This window comes from Micromonospora sp. NPDC049529 (assembly GCF_055586685.1).
Genome location: NZ_JBVJHT010000002.1, coordinates 346,268 through 367,578, shown reverse-complemented (window position 1 = coordinate 367,578; position 21,311 = coordinate 346,268). Strand labels below are relative to the sequence as shown.

At 69.8% G+C, this 21,311-nt stretch carries 19 protein-coding genes; 7 read left to right on the top strand and 12 right to left on the bottom strand.

What is annotated here, in order from left to right:
* Positions 1 to 87: 87 nt before the first annotated feature.
* Positions 88 to 1,638 carry an RICIN domain-containing protein gene (locus ACZ6QQ_RS04425; RefSeq protein WP_465874259.1) on the bottom strand — a complete coding sequence of 517 codons (1,551 nt, stop codon included), beginning with the start codon at positions 1,636 to 1,638 and terminating at the stop codon, positions 88 to 90.
* A gap of 232 nt (positions 1,639 to 1,870) precedes the next feature.
* On the opposite strand from ACZ6QQ_RS04425, the gene ACZ6QQ_RS04420 reads away from it, so the two are divergent.
* Complete coding sequence (locus tag ACZ6QQ_RS04420; protein WP_465874258.1) at positions 1,871 to 2,656, top strand: hypothetical protein; 786 nt, start codon at positions 1,871 to 1,873, stop codon at positions 2,654 to 2,656.
* 107 nt (positions 2,657 to 2,763) lie between these two features.
* A complete protein-coding gene (locus ACZ6QQ_RS04415; protein WP_465874256.1) occupies positions 2,764 to 4,614 on the top strand; it encodes a transposase family protein in 1,851 nt (616 codons plus the stop codon).
* Positions 4,615 to 4,878: 264 nt separating this feature from the next.
* Here ACZ6QQ_RS04415 and ACZ6QQ_RS04410 read toward each other — a convergent pair whose 3' ends face one another.
* Positions 4,879 to 5,385 (bottom strand): PH domain-containing protein, encoded by a 507-nt coding sequence (locus ACZ6QQ_RS04410; RefSeq protein ID WP_465874255.1) that lies wholly within the window; start codon positions 5,383 to 5,385, stop codon positions 4,879 to 4,881.
* 186 nt (positions 5,386 to 5,571) lie between these two features.
* Here ACZ6QQ_RS04410 and ACZ6QQ_RS04405 point away from each other — a divergent pair, with 186 nt between their 5' ends.
* Positions 5,572 to 6,273: a murein hydrolase activator EnvC family protein gene (locus ACZ6QQ_RS04405; protein ID WP_465874253.1), complete on the top strand. Its 702-nt coding sequence runs from the start codon at positions 5,572 to 5,574 to the stop codon at positions 6,271 to 6,273.
* A 43-nt stretch (positions 6,274 to 6,316) separates the two neighbouring features.
* Here the strand turns inward: ACZ6QQ_RS04405 and ACZ6QQ_RS04400 are convergent, their stop codons facing one another.
* A complete protein-coding gene (locus ACZ6QQ_RS04400) occupies positions 6,317 to 7,213 on the bottom strand; it encodes a M56 family metallopeptidase (RefSeq protein WP_465874252.1) in 897 nt (298 codons plus the stop codon).
* The gene (locus ACZ6QQ_RS04395) at positions 7,210 to 7,578 is read right to left on the bottom strand and encodes a BlaI/MecI/CopY family transcriptional regulator (protein ID WP_465874250.1); all 369 of its coding nucleotides are present in this window, start codon (positions 7,576 to 7,578) and stop codon (positions 7,210 to 7,212) included. The genes ACZ6QQ_RS04400 and ACZ6QQ_RS04395 overlap by 4 nt, the downstream gene beginning before the upstream one ends.
* Positions 7,579 to 7,865: 287 nt before the next feature.
* On the opposite strand from ACZ6QQ_RS04395, the gene ACZ6QQ_RS04390 reads away from it, so the two are divergent.
* Together ACZ6QQ_RS04390 and ACZ6QQ_RS04385 are read left to right on the top strand one after the other, a co-directional pair.
* A complete protein-coding gene (locus ACZ6QQ_RS04390) occupies positions 7,866 to 8,216 on the top strand; it encodes a hypothetical protein (RefSeq protein WP_465874248.1) in 351 nt (116 codons plus the stop codon).
* 196 nt (positions 8,217 to 8,412) lie between these two features.
* Positions 8,413 to 9,915: a SulP family inorganic anion transporter gene (locus ACZ6QQ_RS04385; protein WP_465874247.1), complete on the top strand. Its 1,503-nt coding sequence runs from the start codon at positions 8,413 to 8,415 to the stop codon at positions 9,913 to 9,915.
* A gap of 100 nt (positions 9,916 to 10,015) precedes the next feature.
* Here ACZ6QQ_RS04385 and ACZ6QQ_RS04380 read toward each other — a convergent pair whose 3' ends face one another.
* The 8 genes from ACZ6QQ_RS04380 to ACZ6QQ_RS04345 all read right to left on the bottom strand — a co-directional run bounded on the left by ACZ6QQ_RS04380 (position 10,016) and on the right by ACZ6QQ_RS04345 (position 17,395).
* The gene (locus ACZ6QQ_RS04380) at positions 10,016 to 10,735 is read right to left on the bottom strand and encodes a DUF1775 domain-containing protein (protein WP_465874245.1); all 720 of its coding nucleotides are present in this window, start codon (positions 10,733 to 10,735) and stop codon (positions 10,016 to 10,018) included.
* Between the two features lie 101 nt (positions 10,736 to 10,836).
* The gene (locus tag ACZ6QQ_RS04375; RefSeq protein ID WP_465874244.1) at positions 10,837 to 11,409 is read right to left on the bottom strand and encodes a DUF3105 domain-containing protein; all 573 of its coding nucleotides are present in this window, start codon (positions 11,407 to 11,409) and stop codon (positions 10,837 to 10,839) included.
* 276 nt (positions 11,410 to 11,685) lie between these two features.
* Positions 11,686 to 12,651: a c-type cytochrome biogenesis protein CcsB gene (ccsB, locus tag ACZ6QQ_RS04370; protein WP_465874541.1), complete on the bottom strand. Its 966-nt coding sequence runs from the start codon at positions 12,649 to 12,651 to the stop codon at positions 11,686 to 11,688.
* Positions 12,652 to 12,700: 49 nt separating this feature from the next.
* A complete protein-coding gene (locus ACZ6QQ_RS04365) occupies positions 12,701 to 12,928 on the bottom strand; it encodes a heavy-metal-associated domain-containing protein (RefSeq protein ID WP_465874243.1) in 228 nt (75 codons plus the stop codon).
* 242 nt (positions 12,929 to 13,170) lie between these two features.
* Entirely contained in the window at positions 13,171 to 13,602 is a 432-nt protein-coding gene (locus tag ACZ6QQ_RS04360; protein ID WP_465874241.1) for a hypothetical protein, read from the bottom strand.
* A gap of 141 nt (positions 13,603 to 13,743) precedes the next feature.
* Positions 13,744 to 15,732 carry a bifunctional copper resistance protein CopD/cytochrome c oxidase assembly protein gene (locus tag ACZ6QQ_RS04355; RefSeq protein ID WP_465874539.1) on the bottom strand — a complete coding sequence of 663 codons (1,989 nt, stop codon included), beginning with the start codon at positions 15,730 to 15,732 and terminating at the stop codon, positions 13,744 to 13,746.
* Between the two features lie 65 nt (positions 15,733 to 15,797).
* Entirely contained in the window at positions 15,798 to 16,403 is a 606-nt protein-coding gene (locus tag ACZ6QQ_RS04350; protein ID WP_465874240.1) for a copper resistance CopC family protein, read from the bottom strand.
* Positions 16,404 to 16,483: 80 nt separating this feature from the next.
* Positions 16,484 to 17,395 carry a cation diffusion facilitator family transporter gene (locus tag ACZ6QQ_RS04345; protein ID WP_465874238.1) on the bottom strand — a complete coding sequence of 304 codons (912 nt, stop codon included), beginning with the start codon at positions 17,393 to 17,395 and terminating at the stop codon, positions 16,484 to 16,486.
* A 450-nt stretch (positions 17,396 to 17,845) separates the two neighbouring features.
* On the opposite strand from ACZ6QQ_RS04345, the gene ACZ6QQ_RS04340 reads away from it, so the two are divergent.
* A complete protein-coding gene (locus tag ACZ6QQ_RS04340; protein ID WP_465874537.1) occupies positions 17,846 to 18,862 on the top strand; it encodes a C40 family peptidase in 1,017 nt (338 codons plus the stop codon).
* A 907-nt stretch (positions 18,863 to 19,769) separates the two neighbouring features.
* Positions 19,770 to 21,239: a phosphoesterase gene (locus ACZ6QQ_RS04335; protein WP_465874237.1), complete on the top strand. Its 1,470-nt coding sequence runs from the start codon at positions 19,770 to 19,772 to the stop codon at positions 21,237 to 21,239.
* Positions 21,240 to 21,311 lie beyond the last annotated feature (72 nt).

Sequence of the window (21,311 nt, the reverse complement as noted above, 5' to 3'; positions counted from 1 at the left end):
CAACCAGCCGGTGGGCGGGTGCGGGGCGTCCGGAAGCGCCGCGAGAGGTTCTCCGGGGGTTTCCCTCACCACGGACCGGCGACCGGATCAGGTGATCGGCCGCCAGGTCTGCTTGTCGTGGTAGACGCAGGTCCAGATGACCGTGGTCGTCCAGTCCAGGCCGGTGTCCAGGCACATGCCGCCGTTCACCGCGCTGATCAGGGCGTTGTCGCGGACGGTCCAGCGCTGGGTGGCGGCGCTGTTGCACCTGGCGGTCTGCACGATGGTGCCGTCGGTGACGCCGCTGTCGTTGACGTCGAGGCAGAGCCCGCTGCGGGCGGACCGGATCGTGCTGTCCGCGCGGACCTGCCAGCGTTGCGAGACCGAGGACGGATCGCACGGCTCGACGCGGGAGGCCAGCAGGTCGGTTCCCGCGCCCGCATCCAGACACTTGCCGGACTGCTCGTGCGCGAACATCGTTCCCGTGGGTGGGCGGACCGTGGTGGGCTGTGTCGCCGGCTTCCGCGACGGGCTGGGCGGCGCCGACGTCCGCTGCGCCGGGGCGGACGCCGGGACGCTCGGCGCGGCGGGGAAGGTCGACGGCGTCGGGGATGGCGTGGTCGACGGCGAGGGGGCGGGCACGGCGCCCAGGCGGGTGTCGAGCCGGTAGTAGTCGGTGTACCGGCGGACCCGTTCCAGGAAGGACTGAGTCATCGCGTCCGGGACACCACCGGCGCGCCGGACGGTGTCCTCGCCGGCACGCCACGCGGCGAGCGCGAGCAGGTACGGGTCGCCCGGCAGTCCGGCCAGCCCGTCTGCCAGCCCGCACATGGCCACACCGAGCACGTCGACCGCGTCCTCGGCGTCCTGCGGCGACGCGCTCGCGGGCGCGTACCGCTGCCACAGCTTCGCGGACGTGCCGGCGATGCCGCCCGGTCCGTCCGTCCGGAACCCGGACACGGCCATCAACTGCCCCGCGAGCGCGGCGCCGGGAACCTGCGGGCATCGCCGGCCGGCGCGGGCGATCAACGGCACGAGCGCGTCGGGCAGCGGTACGGCGTCGGGCGCCGGCCCACCCGTGACCGGTACGGTTCCGGCGTCCGCGAAGTGCGGCAGGCCCTGGTAATAGGTCGCGTAGCCGACGGCCCGGTCCACATACTCGGCCGCCGTGTCGGGCACCCCGTCGGCCTCGGTCACCGCCGGGACGCCGACCAGGAAACCGGCCAGTGACAGCCGCCACGGCTCACCATCCACCCCGAGCTGCCGGATCTGACCGCTGATCTGGCACATCAGGTGCGACAACGCGGCCACGGTGGCAGGCTCGTCGGCGCGCGACGCGCCTGGCCACGGCACCCACCGCCGCCACTGCTGGTCGCTCAGGCCGGCCAGCCCACTGCCGCCGGACACCGTGCGGGTCACGCTCGTGTCCAGGCCGGATTCGGCCATCAACTGCCCGGCGATCCGAGCCGAGGACAGCATCGGACAGGCGTGTCCCGCGGACAGGACCGCCGACATCTGGACGTCGGACAGCGACCGCCCGACCATTTCCTCAGAATCGGCGTACGCGGCCACCCAGAGGCCCGCGGTGACGGCGATACCCGCCGCCACACAGCCGGCGACCCAGCCACGACCACGCTGGAACATTCCACCAAGCCGCACGTTCCGTCCTCCTGACGACGACGCCATGCGTCTGCAACGAGATCCTCGGTTGCTCGGTTCACGGGCGGTCGGTCCCGGGTGGATGCGGGATCCTGTGCGGCAGCGCGACCGGCCAAGTTGTCGAGAGGGGCCCACGACGGTACTGGCCAGCCTGGATAGCGAGAGCTGACGCGGGCACGGAGCCGCTCGTCAACACAGGGCAGATCGACAGACCGCGATCCCGTGTCGCCAAGTGGAGTTTCGTCTGCCTGGACTGTGCCCGGAAGATGAACCTGACGTCAACAGGACGACATCGAAGACCCTCACCACGAGGCACCAGCACCTCGGCCCGTCACCTGGAAGCCCAACGATCGATGCGGCCTATGTGGGTGCTGGTAGAAAACGTGTCACCAGATCCAAACGGGCCTACCATCGGGCGCGGATCCGTGTCCATCCGGGCTTCCGGGGTGTACGGTCGTCGACCGCGGACAAGCTGACGGAGTGGCTCAGCGGCGCCATCATCGGGATCCAGCCGCTCGTCGAACTGGTCCTGATGCCCCTCGCCGTGTTCGTCGGGCGCAGGATCGGAATGGTGCGGCTGATGGTGCTCGGCGCAGCCTTCGGGGTTGCGGCGAACATCTGCTTCGCCACGACCGGTACGGCGGCAGGACTGTTCGCCGGACAGATCCTCATGGGCGGCGTGTGGGGAGTCTTCGCCGCGCTCGGCATCATCGTCGCCCAGAGCCTTCTTCCGACGGCCGTGGCCGCCGCCTGGTTCGTGGACGCCGAAGGCGTACCGGACCATGACGCGTCGGGAACCGGCAGGACCGAAGAACAGGCGGCGGAGAACAGGATCAGGACCACCGCACCCGCGTCCCGGTCAGGAACAGCGGCGTTCGGGCGTCCCCGAGGCACCCACGAAGGCAGGGGCCAGACCCACCCGAGCGAGCTATCTCCTATCTTGCTTCGGAGTCACGGGTCCCTTAGCCTGGTGCTTCGATCGCTCAGCGGTTCCAGAAGCTCGCCGAAGACCCGTTAGGCAATCCTTTCGGTTGAGCGGATGGCATCCGCGTGAGACCTCCCGCGTCGATGCCCGGCATGGGCCCTACGGCCGGGAGCAACCGCACGTTTCGAGATCGGGAAGGAGTGGCCACGATCATCGCCACCGTCTACCGGTACGGGACACCCGCGCGGTTCGAGCTGCCCGGGGAGGCGGTCGAACAGCTCCACCTCGCCTACCAACTGCGACACACACTCGTGGAACTCACCCGCCAGCACGAGCAGGCCATGCGGACACTGTGGTCGGAGAACCCCACCGTCGCCGCGTTGGAGAGCCGTATCGACGAGACGACCGCATGCGTCAAGCAGCTCCTGCGACAGGTGGCCGAGGAGCACGTAGCGGACGGTTCGGCCGCCACTCGCCCCGACACCGCGGCCGCCTTGGCGGCTGCCCGTGTTGAGGCGAGAGCGGCGCGGGTCGCCCGTCGGGACGCGATCCACCATGCATACCCGCTGCTGAAGGCGGACGTCGAACGACTACGAGCGGACCACAACACCGCGGTCAAGGCGACCTATGCGGACTTCGTCCAGCAGCGTGGCCTCTACTGGGCCACCTACAACGGTGTCGTCGACCATCATCGAGCCACCGTGAAGGCTGTCGAGGCCCGCCGTAAGCAGGGACAGTCCGCCGAGTTGCGGTCCCGGCGGTGGACCGGTGAGGGCACGATCCGGGTGCAGTTGCAGCGCAGCTCCGGCCAGCCCCCGCGTACACCCGCCTTGCTCGCCTCGGGTGGGGGTAGCTGGCGCAAGGTGTTCCAGTTACGGCCCTGGGTGCCGGCGGTCGAATGGGCGGCGATGAGCCGGGCCGAACAGCGGCGTGCCGGGCGCGGTGAGGCTGTCCTTTGTATCGGCGGTGGGCGAATGATCACCGTTCCGGTCCAGGTGCATCGGATGATGCCCGACGACGCCGATGTCGTGGAAGTTCAGCTGACCCGTCGCCGCACCGCGGGGAACTGGTCGCTGCAGGTCGCGGTGACGGTCCGGCTGCCGGACCCGTCGCCGGTCACCGAAGGGCCTCGGGTCGCCGTCCACGTCGGTTGGAGATCCCGCCCCCACGGCGCGGTGCGGGTCGCCACATGGGCCAGCAGCGACCCACTTCCCGTTCCGGGCCACCTCGCCGACATCGTCACCGCTGACGACGCCGGCAGTTGGGGAGAGATCGTGGTCCGTCCCGCGACGTCGGGCCCAGGCCGGTGGATGGGGATCGCCGAGCGGCCGGACGCGACGAGGTCGGCGCGGGACGTGGGGTTCGCGCCGGCGCGCGACGAGGTGGCCCGGTGGCTGGACGAGCATCCGCAGCCCGATCCTCGCCCGGAGGATCCGGAGCGGCTGTTGACCGGCGCGCGGGTACGGGCGTGGCGGTCGCCGGGGCGGCTTGCCGCGTTGGCGTTGCGGTGGCGCCAGGATCCACCGCCCGACGCCGGGGTTGTGGTGAAAGCGCTGGAGGCGTGGCGGCACGAGGATCGCCGGTTATGGGAGTGGGAGGCCCACGAGCGGGCCCAGGTGACGAACGCTCGTGACGACGCGTGGCGTCGCGTCGGGTCGTGGTTGGCGGGCCTGGCGGGGCTCGTCGTGGTCGACGATGCCAATCTCGCGGTGTTGAGGCAACGCGACGATGCCACCGAGGACGACCCCGTGCTGCCTGGTCATGTCGCCCATGCCGCACGGGCGAGGGCGACGCTGGTGGCCCCGGGGCGGTTGCGGCAGGCGGTAACGGAGGCCGCCGGGCGGCGTGGCGTTCCGGTCCGGGTGGTGACGGCCGCAGGCCTGTCCCGGACCCACGCGGTGTGCGGTCGTGTCGGTGATCGCGACGGGCGGTACGCGGCGTCGCTGATGGTGGTCTGTACGGGATGTGGTCAGACATACGATCAGGACCGCAACGCGACCGTCCTGATGCTCGCCGCCGCGTCGGTCGATCCGGGAGCACGCATGGGATAGGCGCGCGGACACACCTGGCGCGACCGATCGTGCTGTGCATCGGTCCGTGAAGCGCTAACCGCTTGTGGAGAGTCGAGATGCCGGCGCAGCGGCTTTGTAGTTGCGACTACAGCGGTCACGTCGTGGTCCTCAATAGGCTCGAACAGTGCCCGCGCAACGGCTTTGTAGTTGCGACGTTACCGACCGCCGGGAAGGTTGGCGGTCGCGGTCAGCCCGCGCCGATCTGAGGTGTGGCAGGGGTACCGTTGACGAGCTGCCGCCGCTTTATTCGCTGGTTGCGGCTGTCGCGGTGGCGCGGTCATTTGCGGAAGTATCGGCTTGGGCGGCCGCGTGAATTGCGCGCAACTGCCGGATCGCCGCGACGGCGCGTGGTCCGTCGAAAATCTGAATGGCGAGCAGTTGCACCGATTCGGAGTTCGTCAGCACCAGTGACCCCCACAGGGCGGTGCGGTTGAACCGGACGGCCGACACCATCGTCCACGGCACGGTCAGGTCGCGGTGAAATCCGCGTACCCGCACGCCATGGGGGTCGGCATCGACCCGCAGCCGCAGCGGAAGCAGGGCCAGGGCGGCGACGATCGGGCCGAGACCCATGAGAGCCCACCGGTCTTCTTCGGTGAGCGCGCCGCCGTTGCTGGTCGTACCACTCAGTGTCCAACCCCACCAGACGTAGGCGGTGAGAATGATCGGCGCGGCCACGATCGAGATTCGGCGCAGTCGCCGGGGACGCACGGTGAGGGACGTCACTAGGTGCTGCTGGTCGTCGCTCACGCGAAGCTCCTGATCTCTCGATTCCTGGTCAGGCTGCATTGAACTCATTCAACGGGCACCCTGCCGCCACGATGGCTCCTCCGGAAACCACGGACGCCCACCGATAGTCAGTGTACCGATGGGCGATGCCGGCAGTTCGCGGATACCGTTACCGCGACCATTGACGGTGTTACGGCGGGAGAGTGTGTGCGGCAACGGCTTTCATCAGAATCCGATCGCTATCGTGGGCGTCGCCGGGTGCCGCGTCCGGCCCGGCGGCGTTACGGGAACGTGGCGATGGCCGCGATAGTCGGCGCCGGACTGACCGTCGCGGGTATCCAGCACCTTCCCGACACGAAACCGGCCGAGCGCCCCGCGTTGGTCGACCTCGGCGCCGGATCGCCGACGGCCGACGTGGCGGCGCGGGCCGAGTCCGCCGAGCGCGCGTCCCGGTCCAGAACGCGCGGCTCCGCGCAGGACGGTGTCCGGGCCGCTGAGGATCGGTGGCGGCTGCCGCTGGACGAGTACGAGTTCACCGTCGCGTACGGGATCGTCGCCGGGCAGAGCCACCCCGGGGTGGACCTCACCGCCGCCCGGGGGCGGGAGTTCCGGGCGGTGCACGCGGGCAAGGTGACGTTCGCCGGTTGGCGGGGCGGTTACGGGGACAGCGTGGTGGTAGACCACGGCAACGGCCTCCAGACCTTGTACGGGCACGCGTCGACGTTGCGGGTGACCGAGGGTCAGTCGGTGTCCGCCGGTGACGTCCTGGGTGTGGTTGGCGCTACCGGCGACACGTACGGTCCCCGGTTGCATTTGGAGATCCACACCGACGGGGCGGCTCACGACCCCGTTCCGCTGCTGCGGTCGTTCGGCGTCGATCTGGAACTCGGGGTGGAGACCGTCGGGTGAACCCGACCGACCGGCAACCGGTGGCACGCCGGTCTGACGGTCCCTACCAGCAGAACGGGACGAGCAACACGCTGAGCGGCCCCGTGGCGATCGCGAGCAGGACGACGGCCAGCCGCCACGGGCGCTCCCGGCCCGCGCGTCCGCCCAACAGTCGGTGCGCGCGCACCGCGGCGCCGGGACCGCCGGCACTGAGCGTGCCCTGGCGTCGTGCCGTGGCCAGTACCGCGAGCGCCTCGGCGACGGACCGCGCGCCGTGCCGGTGCGCGGCGACGTCGTCGGCGCGTAGCTCCAGCAGGGCCGGTACGTGCCGTTGCGCGGCGGTGAAGACCGGCACGAACGGAAACGCCTGGGCGAGGATCGTCGACCAGCGGATATGCAGGTGGTGGCGCTCACGCAGGTGGCAACGCTCATGGTCGAGGACGGCCGCCAGTTGGGCGTCGGTCAATGACCGCAGGGCGCCGCTGGTGGCGACGATCACGGGGGGTCGGCCGGCGAGGCAGTACACGGCGGCTTCCTCCGCCGGCAGGACGTGTATCCCGTGCGCGGTGTCGGTCCGTGCGACGAGGCGGACCATGCCGATGTGTCGGTGCTGTCGTCTGAGGTCGGCGATGGTGCAGATCGCGGCGACCCATGTCCAACGCAGCGCCACCGCGACGAGGAGGGCGAGGGCGGCGGGGCCGACCAGTAGCGGCACGTGGGCCTCAGCCCGGCTAGCCACGACCGCGTACGTGAGGGTGAGTTCGGTGATCACCCCGGGTGGGTGCAGGGCTGCGAGAGCGGCAGCTGTCGCCGTGGCCGCGAGCATCCACACAATGGTCATGTGCCAGCCGGCGACCGCCACCAGCGGGTACGCGGTCCGCTGGGTGGTGCGTACCAGCAGGTGCCGCCCGGCGGTGGCCACGACCGTGGCGTAGGCGAGCAGGACCAGGGCGGTGATCATTGTTGTTCTCGCCGCCCGCGCTGGCGCAGTGCCGCCCGTAACGCCTTGGCCTCCTCGTCGTCCATGCCGGCGAGGAAGTGCGCGAAGACGGCGCGGTGGTCCGGGGTGTCCGTCAACGCCTCCCGCATCAGGTTAGCCGCCGCGACCTCGCGTGAGGCGGTCGCCTCGTAGAGGTGCGCCCGGCCGTGCTGGGTCCGGGTGAGCCAACCCTTACGGAAGAGGTTGTCCATCACCTTCTGGACGGTGGTGTAGGCGAGAGGTCGTTCCTCGTAGAGGCTTTCCATGATCTCGCGGGCGGTGGCGGCCCGGCGCCACGTCCAGAGCCGGTCCATGATCGCCGATTCCAGGTCCCCCAGCCCGCGCATGTCGATCCTCCTCGTCGGGCCTCACTGTAGCGAGCGCCGCCCGGCGCCGCGATCGGTCAGCCACTCACCGGGCGGGGTCAACCTCCGTCGCCACGGCGCACTACGCCCGTCGACACACACCGATGGACCATTATCAATGAACTGAAACCGGATTCATATTCTAAAAGGTATTCAACTCGTCTTTAGGGGTACGTAACCGTTGACAGTATCGACGCTAATCGGGCAAACTCCCACCTAGTTGTCGTAGGCCCCTTTTGGGGGTTTGGGAGACGCCGGGGGGTGGGGCGATGACGTTCATGCGAACGCTCACCGGCGCGCTCGGCGTCCCGCTCGTGGGGTTGCTCCTCGCCTTCGGCCTCAGCCTCGACTGTGCGGTGGCGCAGGTGACGACACCCCATCCGGGTGCCTCGGTGAGCGGTCCCGCGCATCCCCACCAGGCACATGACGACGCCCTTCGGGGGCGCACCGTCCTGGCTGTCTCCTCCGCGCCGGTCACGGGCATCCCGGACCCGAGCACGGCAGCGACGGCGCCCACCGCTCCGGCCGCCGCCGCGCATCCCGGTGCCCGATCCTGTCGGCGCGACGGTCCCGACTCGGGCAACCCTCCGGTGCCGTCGACCCAGGTGATCCGCTGCTAGAGACGCTCCGCGTCGACGTTCCTCAGTTCAGCACCGGGTTTCAGCCTGCCTGAAGCGCAATCTCACGCGACGGTGACGCAACTGTCCTCAACGGGCGCACAGAGCGCCCTTGATCGACCGTGCCCGCGAATTCCGCCGGGTGATCGCCCCGCAACGAACTCATGACGTTTCTGCCCTGTCACGCGAGGCGATAGCGATGAATTTCAAAACCAGCGGGGCACTCGGTGCCCTCCGTCATGACCTTCCCGCGTCCCTGGTCGTCTTCCTGGTCGCGATACCACTGTGCCTCGGAATCGCCGTCGCATCCGGTGCCCCAGCCGAACTCGGCCTGGTCACCGGGATTGTCGGTGGCCTGGTCGTCGGTCTCCTACCGGGCAGCAGCCTGCAGGTCAGCGGACCGGCCGCCGGTCTCACTGTGCTCGTCTACGAAGCCGTGCGCGCCTACGGCCTCGCAACGCTGGGCGTCATCGTCCTCACGGCCGGAGTGGTGCAGGTCCTGCTCGGCCTGTTACGGGTCGGCGGCTGGTTCCGCGCGATCTCCTCGTCGGTCGTCCTGGGCATGTTGGCCGGTATCGGTGTAGTCCTGGTGATCGGCCAGACGTACGCGGCGTTCGACCAGGCGATCCCAGCGTCCGCCGTGGCGGGGCTGACCGGCCTACCCGGTCTGCTGTCCGACGCGGTTCACACTCCCGCCGTCCTGGTCGCGGCCGGCCTCGGACTGGGGACCATCGCGGTCATCACCGCGTGGCCCCACACACCGAAACGGGTACGGGCCGTCCCGGGGTCACTTGTCGCGATCGCCATCGCGACGACCGTCACGGCCGTTCTGGACCTGCCCGTGGACCGTGTCCAGGTGCAGGGAATCCTCGACACCCTGCACCCCGTCGCCGTCGGGGACCTCGCGTCCCTCACCCAGGCCGGTGTGCTCGGCACCGCCGTGGCGTTCGCCCTCATCGCCTCCGCCGAGAGCCTGTTCAGCGCGGCCGCGGTGGACCAGATGCACCGCGGACCCCGGACCCGGTACAACCAGGAACTCGTCGCCCAAGGAGTCGGCAACAGCATCTGCGGTCTCCTCGGCGCGATCCCGATGACGGCGGTCATCGTCCGCAGCGCCGCGAACGTGCGGGCCGGGGCGACGACGAAGGCGTCCCGTACGCTGCACGGCCTGTGGCTGCTGCTGTTCGCCGCGTTCCTCCCCACGGTTCTCGGGATCATTCCCATGGCCGCCCTCGCCGGAGTCCTGATCCACGCCGGGGTGAAGCTGCTGCCGTTCAAGCGGCTGGTGACACTCTGGCGGTTCGACCGGGGTGAGGTGGCGGTGTTCGTCGGAACCACCACGGCGATCGTCGCCACCAACCTCCTGGAAGGGGTCATCGCCGGGCTGCTCATGGCCCTGGTCAAGTCTGCCTGGAACATGTCGCACGTCGAGGTACGGCGGCAGGACGACGCCGGTGCGACGCGGATCGCGTTCGCCGGCAACGCCACCTTCCTCCGGCTGCCGCGCCTGCTCGACGTCCTTGAGTCCGTCCCGCACAACCGTGCCGTCACCCTCGACCTGTCCGAGCTGCGGCACCTCGACGAGGCATGCCGGACCGCGCTACTGACCTGGGCCACCCATCACCGCAGCGGCGGATCCGAGGTACACCTGCAAAACCCCGCCGCGGCGGTCCTGGGAACGTCCGACCGGACCAACGGCTGAGGATCGCCCGCCGGGACACCGACCGGTCGCGGTCAGTGCTGGCGACAGGTCGGTGTCCCGGCGGTTCCCGGCGACCGCGATGCTCCCGGGGCGGGTGTTGCTACGTCCGCGCCCGTCCCGTCCGGCGGCGGTAAAGGACCAGACCCACGGCGGCCGCGGCGATCACGACCACACCGGCAACGGCGATCCACAGGCCGAGAGGCGGACCGTCGTCCTGGCCCGCACCCGCCGTGGGGGCTGGGCTGCTGTCGGCCGAGGCCGTTGGCGTCGCGCTGCTCGGCGTGGGTGTCGGCGCCGTGGTTGTCGGTGCCGCGGAGGTCGGCGCAGGCAGGGCCGCCGGCTTCAGCTTGAGCACCGGTGCCGGGTTGTCCGGCTCCGGCTGGCCCGCGGCGGCGACACCGATCCAGCGGGAAACCTTGCCGTCGCCGTAGGTTTCGATGGTCTTGAAGGCGAGTTCGGTGGCATCGGCGGGCAGTTGGGTGATGACGATCGAGTGCACGGCGTTCTCCCCGACTGGCAGGGCCTTACCGGCCACGGTGTACCCGTCGGCGGCCGGCACCAGCTTCCAGCCGGGTGGCGCCTTGGCCAGGCTGACGTCCTCGGGCCGGATGCCGGCAGGCAGGATCACGCGTTCGGAGACGATGCCGGAGCGGGTGGATTCGGCCTCGCCGTCGAAGGTGACCGTGACATCGCGGGCCCCGGCCTGGGGATTGTTCGCGCTGACCTCGACGTGCGCCCGGGCGGGCGCCGCGAGCATGCCCACCGTCGCCCCGGTGGCGGCGATGACGATCACGGCTCGGCGCAGGTGAGAAACGCGCATTGCTGACCTCCTCCTGAGGAACCCCTGCTGGACAAACGCTGATACGCCCCGTTACGCACCGTTGGTCGGTGCCAGGGGTGGGAATGGTTCCCGGTGCGGCGTCATGGTTGCTGGCCGTCGAGGTCGCGTGGGGTGGTGCCCGTCGCGGTGACCCCGCCGGAACACGCGGCGCCCTGCTCGAGACCGGCATTGATCCGTGCGGCGTTGATGAACTCGGTGATCTGCGCGTCGTCGGCGGAGTCCACCTTGAGCTGGTATCCCCAGGCCTGGAGGGTGATCGGCGAGGAAAGGTTCTCCACCGGGCTCATCAGCATGTACTCGGTGCCCTTGACCTGGGTGGCGAGAGCGGTGACCTGATCGGCCGGTAGATCGGGACGGTGGGTGATCCAGACCGCTCCGTGTTCGAGGCTGTGGACGGCGTGTTCGTTCGCGATCGGGGCGTCGTAGACATCGCCGACGCAGTTCTGCCAAGCCCCGTTGTGTTGGCCACCGACTGGCGGCGTGACCTCGTAGGTCAGCGGACCGGACCGGTGGCCACTGTCGAGCCAGGCCGGCTTCTGGGACACGTAGTCGACGACCCCGGCGATGGTGGTGAGCCGATCGGACCAGGGTCGGGATCCCCGCCAGGAAGCGAAGCCCGCGTAGCTGATGATCGTGACCGCGAGTACACCCACGGCTGTGACGAGGGCGATCACACCCCATGGCCGGGGTGGGCGTACCGGGACGGCCTTGCGCTGACGGCGGCTGCTCTTCGGACTCACGGTGGTCCCTTTCGCGTCGTGGTTGTGATGGGGGCGACGGGGTGGATCGGGTGGTGCGGCTCCGCCGCGCGGCGACGTACACGCCTACGGGCGGACGGCTGGGGACCGGCAAGCCGCGATCGGCCCGGTCCGGGCGGTCGGGGTAGCCCGGGTTCGACGATGGCGGAAGTCCTTCGGGCACGGCTGCGTCTATGTGCCCGCGTAGGAATGCAGGCCGGAGATGACGAGGTTGACCGCGAAGAGGTTGAACATCATCGTGGCCCAGCCGACGATGGCGAGCCACGCGGTCGTGGAACGCCGGACGCTCGCCGTCGCCCGCGCATGCAGGTAGCCGGCGTACACGACCCAGGAGATGAACGCCCAGGTCTCCTTCGGGTCCCAGCCCCAGAACCGGCCCCAGGACGCCTCGGCCCAGATCGCCCCGGCGATCACCGCGAAGCTCCACAGTGGGAACGCGAACGCGTGCAGCCGGAATGTCAGCCGCTCCAGCTCCGGTGGGCTCGGTAGCCGGGCGGCAAGGGTGCTGAGCAGACTGCTACTCCCCCGGTCGGGTCGCACGGCGATCAGGTACGCGGCCGCGGTGAGTGCTCCGAGGAGGAAGACCCCGGAGGAGATGGCCGCCGCGCTGACGTGGATCTTCAGCCAGGTCGAGTTGAGGGCGGGTACGAGCGGACCGGCCGGGGTGTACACCTGCAGGGCGGCGACGCCGAGCAGGATCAGCGCGGCGGTCGTGACATAGAGGCCGAGCGGGCGCAGCTCGGGCCGTCGTTTCGCCACGAGCAACCACGCGATGACGCCGGCGAGGGTCACGGCGAGGATGAACTCGTACATGTTGCCCCACGGCACCCGCTGCGCGGCGAGACCGCGGGCGATCAGGGCACCCGACTGGGCGACGGCGGCCACGACGGTGGCCGTCGCCGCCACCGAGCCCGACCATTTCTCGACGGCGCTCGGTGGGACGTCCGTCGCGATGGGCGGTGCCTCGACCGCGGGACCCTTCGGCCCGGCACCGACTCGCACCAGTTGGGTGTGCCCAGGCTGGGCGCGGTGTGCGGGGCTGCGCAGGCTCCAGGCGTAGGTGGCGGCGTGCGCGACCAGAGCCACCAGGTAACAGCCCATGGAGACGACCAGCAACTGGTCCGACAGGCCGGCCATCACCGCGAGGTCCGGATCGGCGTCGACGGCGAGAGGGCACATGGGTGGGTCACGGGTGTTCTACCTCCGTCGGGTAGCCGGCGATCGTCAGCGCGGTGGCGAGCTGCTGGGGGTCACAGGTGGTGGGGTCGGCGTCAACGACACAACGCCCGGTGCGGGCCGAGGTATGGGCGTGATACACCCCCGGCAGACCCTGAAGGGTGTCGTTGACGCTGACCGCGTCCAGGACACCGCTCAGTCCGGACACGATCAGGTGATAGGTGACGGCTTCGTGCATGGTCGACCGCCTTCGGTCATGAGCGTTCACACGGGTACGGCACAGCGGGCCACCCGCGCCGGGACGGCGTCGTGGGAGGCACGCCAGGCCGGTTTCGGTGGGTGCCCAAGGGGCCCGCTCAACGTGATGCGGGCAGGCCCCTGGGTGGGGTTACGTAAGCCCGGGGTCGCGGGTGACGCCCAGGTGCGGCAAGGGAGGTCCGCCATCCCGGGAAGGGTGGCGACGAGCCGTGGAGCCGGCTGCTACGTTCGCAGGACGCCCAGCTGGGACAGCGCCGGCCGAGACGGGCGCGGTCGTGCTCCGGGCCGTGGCCCTGTCCGCGGGTCGTCCGCGGCGTAGCCCCTGGTCTCGCGGTTGACGAGAAGAAACGCGAGGACCAGCAGGAGCAGGCATGCTCCGACAGTCATCACGGTCCCGCTGCCGTGGTCCGTGCCGGCGGCGACGTCAACGGCCACGGCGAGGTCCGAACCGGGCGACTCCCCCTGAGCGACGTCGACGCTTTCGGGGATGTGGCTGACGGCGGTGATCGCGGTGCCGGTGGCTGCCACGGCGGGACTGACCAAACCGGCCGCGCACTGCACGCCATGCAGCCACGCGAGTGCCAGAGCGGCGACCATGATGATCAGGGCGCGTGCCTCGTGGGGCGCGCGCGGCTGGTCAACGGGCGCCGGCATGCGGCCACGGTACAACATTTTCATCGCGCCACCGCCTGCGCGAACCGGTCATCGGCCGAAGTGTGCAGGGTTGCCCGCTCCTGTCGATGCGCCGTGCCACGGCAGCATGCCCGGTCCACTGCTAGTGGTGACCTCGTCGGGTCAGGTATCCGCATGGTCTGGCGTCTCGGGGATGGCGCCGGGTTGGCGGCCGGCTGTCGCCTGGTCACGTTGCGCGAGGCGGGTGAGCATGGTGTTGTACGCGGCGAGGGCGTCGTCTTCGCGGCCTTCGGCTTGCGCGCGGTCGGCCGCGCGGTCCAGGCGCCGTTGCTCGCGTTCGTCGGCGCGGATCCACTGGACCAGGAGAACGGCCAGGACGATCAGCGTCGGTATCTCCCCGAAGGACCAGGCGATGCCACCGGCGGTGCGTTGGTCGTCCAGCGGGGTGTCACCCCAGGTACGGGCCAGGGCGGTGAACCAGTCTGCGGCGAGCAGGGTGCGGGACTGCATGAGGGCGACGCCGAGAAAGGCGTGCAGGACCATCGCCACCAGGACGAGGAGCATCCGCAGCGGGTGGGATGGGCGGCGGGGGGCGGGGTCGATGCCGATGACCACCCAGAAGAGGAGGTAGCCGGTGGCGACGAAGTGGACCACCACGATCAGGTGGGTGGCGTGGGAGCGCAGCGCCAGTTCGTAGAGGCCGGTGAAGTACATCGTGTAGAGGCTGCCGACGTAGAGGGCCAGGGCGACCACCGGGTGGGTCAGCATTCTCGCCGGCCGGGAGTGCAGGGCGGCCTGGATCCACTCCCTGGGGCCGGGCCAGTGCGGGTCTTTCGAGACGGGTAGTGCCCGCAGGGCGAGGGTGACCGGCCCGGACAGGGCGAGCAGGATCGGGGCGACCATGGTCAGGAGCAGGTGCTGGGTCATGTGGACGCTGAACAGCACCGGGGCGTACCGGGCGACGCCGCTGGACGTGGCCACGACGATGACCGCCCAGCCGGCCAGGAACGCCACGGTCCGCGACACCGGCCACGTGTCGCCGCGCCGGTGCAGCCGCCAGACGCCGCGCAGGTAGAGGCCGACGGCGATGATGGCGGCGGCGATCGACAACGGTTCCGGCAGCCAGTCGCCGAGCAGACCGTCGGCGGTCAGCGGGCCCGGCATCGGGTAGCCGAGCAGCGCCTGGGCGACGCTTTCCTCGCTGGCCGCCTGGACCGGTGCCGGGGTGCGGGACAGAGCGACGGCGGTGCCGATAGCGGCGGCGAACAGGAGCACTTCCACGGTGGCGGTGGTGACGAACCGGCGGCGATCCCCCGCGTTCAGGGCGGGCATCGCGGCCCGGCGCTGCCACCACCCGGCGGCGCCGAGCCCGACCAGGGCGATCACCTTGATCAGGACGAGTTGGCCGTAGCGGGTGTCGACGAGCGCGTCGAGGTCGGGTAACCGGACGTAGGCCGAGAGGAGCCCGGACACCCCGACGAGGGCGAGGCAGACGGTCGCCAGTGGTGAGAACCGGCGTACCGCGACGGGCAGTGCCGCCGTCGGTGCCCGACTCGTCAGGGCCAGGGCGAGTAGCCCACCGGCCCAGATCGCTACCGGGACGACGTGCAACAGCAGCCCGGACACGGCGAGTTGGTGGTTACTCGCCGCAGCGGCGTGGCCGGTGAACACCGGGGGCATGATGGCGACCACCGCGAGGACGAGGGCGGTCGTCGCACCGCGCGGGGTGATGGTGGCGCGGCAGAGCAAGAAGATCACCGCGGCGAGCCACGCGGACAGCCCGAGGGCGCGGCCGAGTCCCACCGTGGTCGCGAAGTTGATCACGGCCTTGATGGAGACGGCGTCGGCGACGGGAACGCCGAGGAGGTCGGACAGGGTGTAGCACAGCGCTGCGACGGACGACAGGCACCAGGCCAGGGCGGTCCAGCCGGCGGCACGGATTCGCCGGTACCCGGTCGCGGACAGGCCGCCCGCCTCGCTGCGGGCAGAGAGCAGCACCGCCGCGAGCAGGAGCCCGATCGTCGCGACCGCGAACACCTGCATGCCCAGCCGGGCAGCGGGCAACGCCCACGCGGTGGCTGCCCCGGGGTCGACCAGCCCGGGCAGAGACTCACGGCGGGCCGCGCCGCCGTACCAGAGCAACGCGGCCATCACGCCGCCCGCGACTGCCAGGGCCGCGACCGCGCGCGGCCACCAGCCGTGAACCGGTGTCCTGGTCACGACCGGCTGGTCCCGCGCCGCCGCAGCAGGACGATGAGGGCAGCCGCGACAGCGGCGACCAGTGCGGCGGCGCCGAGGCCCCATCCCAGCGCGGCGCCGGATCGGCCGGTGGTGCTGTCATCCGCGGTGACGGCAGCAGCCGGTGTCGGCGTTGGTGCTCCGGAGGTTGACGCGGGTGTCGGAGTCGGCGCGGAGGCCTGGGTTGTCGGGATGACGGCAGCGGCGGTGACGGCTAAAGATCCCTGCACGGGGTGGCCGTCGACGGCGACTACCCGGAACGCCACCGTGTATGTGCCGGCGGCCAGCGGCTGGGTCAGGGCTTGGGTGCCGCGTACCCCATCGACGACCGGCTTTCCCTCGGTGACCGTCGTCCCCCGGGCCGTGGTCACCGCGATGGTGGTGAACTTCGGGTCCAGGCGCTCGGCGAAGTCCAACACCACCTGCGTCGGCGCTACGTCCAGGGTCGACCCTTTCGCGGGCGTCGCCCCTTTCGCGGGGGTCGCCTTGCGGAGCGAGTTGTGCGCCCAGGCCGGGGACGGTGCGATGACCACTGCGATCACGCAGGCGGCGAGGACGGCCACGACTCGGCGCAGCAGACGCATTTCTTCGTCAACTCCTGCGACCTGCGGGGACGGGTGGCCAACGGGTAGTCGTTGCGAACCGCAGGCAAGTTCCCGGCCGTTTACCAGGAGTCCTGGCAGTCCTGCGCCGCAGTGCGCGGCTCGACCTGAAGGGTGGCGTGGTCGATACCGAACCCCTCATGCAGTTGCTCGCGCGCGTCGGCGAGCACGGTGGCCGAATCGGCTCCCTCGGCGAGGGTGAGATGCGCCGACACCACGTCCATACCCGAGGTCAGGGTCCACACGTGCAGGTCGTGGACGTCCGTGACGCCCGGCACCTGCCGCAGCCGGGCCTCGACCTCGCCGACGTCGAGGTGCTCCGGGGCCGCCTGCACCAGTACCCGTACCGCGGACCGGCCCAGTTGCCAGGTGCGCGGGAGGATGAACAGGCCCACCGCGACCGCGACGACGAGATCGGCGTACAGCCACCCGGTGGTAGCGATGATGAGCGCCGCGGCGATCACCCCGAGTGAACCGAGCAGGTCGCCGACGACCTCAAGGTACGCGCCCCGCAGGTTCAGGCTCTCCTTGGCCCCAGCCCGGAGCAGGAGGAACGCAACGATGTTGGCCGCCAGGCCACCGACGGCCACGACCAGCATCGGCCCGGCCGGCACCTCCGGCGGTGTACCGAACCGGCGCACCGCCTCGATAAGCACGTAGATCGCCACACCGAACAGCAGCAGGGCGTTGCCCAGCGCGGCGAGGACCTCAAGGCGGTACAACCCGAAGGTCCGTTGCCCCTCGCGGGACGCCCGGCTCGCCGCGGCGATCGCCGCCAACGCCATACCGATGCCCAGTACGTCGGTGAACATGTGCCCGGCGTCGGACAGCAGCGCCAGCGATCCGGTCCAGAAGGCTGCCGCGCCTTCGACCAGCATGAACACGGCCAGGACGGCGAACGCCGCCCAGAGGCGTTTACGGTGCCGCTCACCGGCCCGCAGCACCTGACCGCCATGATCGTGACCCGCGCCCATGCCCGCACCCTTCAGCCGTCCGCCACCTCGAACGTATGCTCACATTGCAATATGTGCAAGCCGGGAATGACTGCCATGTGCATGGGACGGCAGGACCGAACCGGGGCGTACGTCGGCCTTCCGGGAACCAACACGCCGACTCGGTGCGACGTCGCGGGCCTGCCCGCCCAGGTGAGCGCGCCGCCCGCGCCCCGGTCGCCGATGGAGGTGTCAGAGCACGTGGTCGCCGCTGCGCCGGGCGACGGCGCCGGGTTCCGAGAACAACGACCTTCACCACCAGAAGGCTTCGTGTGTACCGATACCGGGCAGGCTATCTCCTATCTTGCGTCGGAGTGGACCCTTCCCTAATGTGGTGCATCGACCGGTTGTGGGGCGTCGGCCTCGCCCTCCTCAGCCCTCGGCGAGGCACCCCGACGGTCAATCAACTAAGGAGTCGTACTGGTGGCAAACGTGCCCACCCAGTCCCGCTCGCCGGACCGGCCGCCCGCCCCTCGCGTGAGGCCGCCACGGACGCTCCGTCGTCTCCTGCTGGTCACCACGGCGGTGTGTGTCGGCCTGGCGCCCGGCACTGTCACGCACGCGGCGCCCACGCCGCAGGAGATCGAAACGCAGATGGACAAGCAGTGGGAACAGCTTGAGCCGACGATCGAGGAGTACAACAAGGTCCACAGCCAGTTGCTCGTCAACCGGAAGAAGTCCGACGACCTGAAGAGGAAGATCCAACCGCTCGCCCTGCAGGTCGACATGGCCCTCGGGCGGGTCGGCGAGCTCGCCTCCCGCTACTACCGCAGCGGCCCGTCGTCCACCCTGAACGCGCTGCTGACCAGCGGTGACCCGATGATGCTCGCCGATCAACTGACGCTACTCGACCGGCTCGCCCGCGAGGAGCAGCAGCAGATCACCGAAGTGGTCGCCGCCCGCGACAAGTTCAACGCCGAAAAGGCGAAGCTCGACGGGTTGATCGCGCAGCAGACGAAGCAGGACACCGAACTGGCCTCCAAGCGCAAGCAGATCGACGCCGAAATCAAGCGGCTGGAGCAGTTGCGGCAGGCAGCCTACGGTTCGAGCACCGCCGGTGGCGCGCTACGCAAGGGGCCCTGCCCGGCGACCTACATCGGGGGTCCCGCGGGCACCGCGGTGAAGACCGCCTGCGCGCAGATCGGCAAGCCGTACGTGTGGGCCAGCAACGGGCCGAACTCGTTCGACTGCTCGGGACTCACCCAGTTCGCCTGGGGCAAAGCCGGAGTCTCCCTGACTCACCACACGGGTAAGCAGTGGACCGAGGGCCAGGTCATCAGCCGCGCCCAGGCCCGCCCCGGCGACCTGGTGTTCTTCTACGGCGACCTTCACCATATGGGCATGTATGTCGGCAACGGGCTGATGGTGCACGCCCCCCGCACCGGCGATTTCGTCAAGATGAGCAGCATCGACGTCATGCCTGTCGTCGGATTCCGACGCCCGGGCTGACCCCTTACACCCCGTCACGAGCCCTCACCCGAGACGAATGTCAGGTCGGCCGACGATGGGTACCCGTACGGCCCGCGCGGATCCCACCACCGGATCCGCGCGGGCGATCCCAGTTTCGTGCGGCGAGGCAATCTCTCCTTAGCTCCCGCAACACCACCATTGGGCTGGTGTTGCGGCGCGACGACCCCTCGACCTCACCTGCCCGCAGCAACCCGGGTCGTCTCGCCCACCACGCTCACCGGAATCACCCCGGCCAGAGGAACACCGGCAACCAGGAGCCCGTGCCGCGACAATCAACGGCGCTGCCGGGCCTTTCCCCACCCGCCATACGGGGCGACCTCGGCTGCGTAACTTCATTGACCAACGGCGGCGGCGCACGACGCACCCCCCGCCTCCGGAGTGTTCTCTTTGACTAGGTCCCGCTGCGTCGCCAGCATTGGATGACGAATATCGCTCCGTCAGCGCACCGCGTTGGTCCCGCATCGCCTCGGCTGCGACGTCCAGTACCAGCGACGAAGGAACGCGCTGGGAAGACCAACCCGTGAGAACACTTCGGTGGCTCTGCCTTGTTGACGACGGAAAGAAGGCAAAGCCACATCGGCCAGGTGATCGGGCGGTTGGAACACCAACACAACCGCACCAAGGCCGACCGAACAGAGTGTGACTGAAACGAAACAACAACTGTCCGTAGAGCGAGATCCCCTATCAACCTATTTCCCGCATGACTTGCATGCGGCAGGAGGTGATCTTCAGCGTGGGGGCGGTCGTTGTTCGTGGCCGACCCGACCCATGTTCACCGAATATTCAGCGGGTCCTTCGATGCTCACCGGTTGGCACGGTCATCGCTGTATCGAGGAGAGGTTCCGCCTTGAAGGACAAGAATATCGAAGACACCGAGCGTTCGCAGATGTCGCGGCGTCGATTGGTCAAGTACGCCGGCGTCGGCGCGACGCTCGCCGCCGCAAGCCCGCTGATCGGCAGCGGTGCGGCGTTCGCGAGCGACGACGACGACCGCAAGGAGGACAAGAACAGCGGCGGGGATTCCGGTAGCCGGGCGTGGCGCGCGGGTGACCACCACATCCACTCCGAGTACAGCGGCGATTACGACACGTCGGTCAACCCGCCCAAGTTCCTCAAGGGCGCGGACGCGGTGTATCCGATCGTCACGAACGCGATCATGGCGAAGAACTTCGGTCTGACCTGGGCGATGTGCACCGACCACGGTGGGCCGACGCACTCGAAGGTGAACCTGGAGCAGGCGTACCCCGACCTGCTGCTCTCCCGCAAACTGGTCCCCGAGGTGCTCCAGTTCTGGGGCATGGAGTTCGACGCCCCGGCCCTGGACCACCACACGCTGATGATCCCGCGGCACGACGACGAGGCGAAGCTGCTGTTCGAACTGGAGAGCCGGTTCGCCAAGAACGACCCCTTCCCCGCGGACCCGACCCGGGACACCGAGGCCAAGATGGTCGAGTTCCTCAAGTACGCCCGCGGCCTGGAGCAGCGCCCGCTGGTCATCGCCCACCACGCGTCCCGCTCGGCGCCCGGCCTCGGCGTCTACGGGCAGGACACCCCGCGGGAGTTCCGCAACGGCAACAACGCCGCACCGGAGATCTACGTCGGCTTCGAGGGCGCCCCCGGCCACCAGGCCGGCCCGCTCAACGGCGGCGCCCGGGGCGGCTACGGCAACTACCCGACCCACGGCGGCTTCGACCAGATGACCGCCCGCGTCGGCGGACTCTGGGACTCGCTGCTCGGCGAGGGCCGGCGCTGGTGGATCACCGCCACCTCCGACTCGCACGTGCACTGGACCCGTGGCGGCTCCGACTTCTGGCCCGGCGAGTACAGCAAGACCTACGTGCACGCCCGCCAGGGTTACGCCGACATCATGGACGGGCTGCGCAACGGCCGGATCTTCGTCACCACCGGCGACCTGGTCACCAGCCTCGACCTGACCGCGTCCGGCCAGGGTCGCAACGCCTCGGTGAGCGAGACCATCACGCTGAACCGCCGCAACCGGACCGACGTCGAGATCGAAATCAAGTTCCGGCCCCTGGAGGGCAAGAACGCCAACGGCGACCGCCCGCAGGTTCGCCGCGTCGACCTGATCACCGGCCAGATCACCGGCCCGAACAGCAACCTCGACGCCGACACCAACCCCACCACGAAGGTCGTCGCCCGGTTCGGCCCCCGCGACTGGCGCAAGCAGGGCCGCGACTACGTCATCCGGCACACTCTGCGCAACGTCGAGACCGACATGTACGCCCGGGTACGCGGCACCAACACCGACGAGGCCGAACCCCTCGCCGACGGCAAGGAAAGCCCCTGGGATGACCTCTGGTTCTACTCGAACCCCGTCTTCGTCCACGTCCGCTAGGTCCTGAGCCACAGCCCTACCAGGTGGAGGGGCTGCGCCATCACGGACACATCCCAGATCGGGAATAGTGAC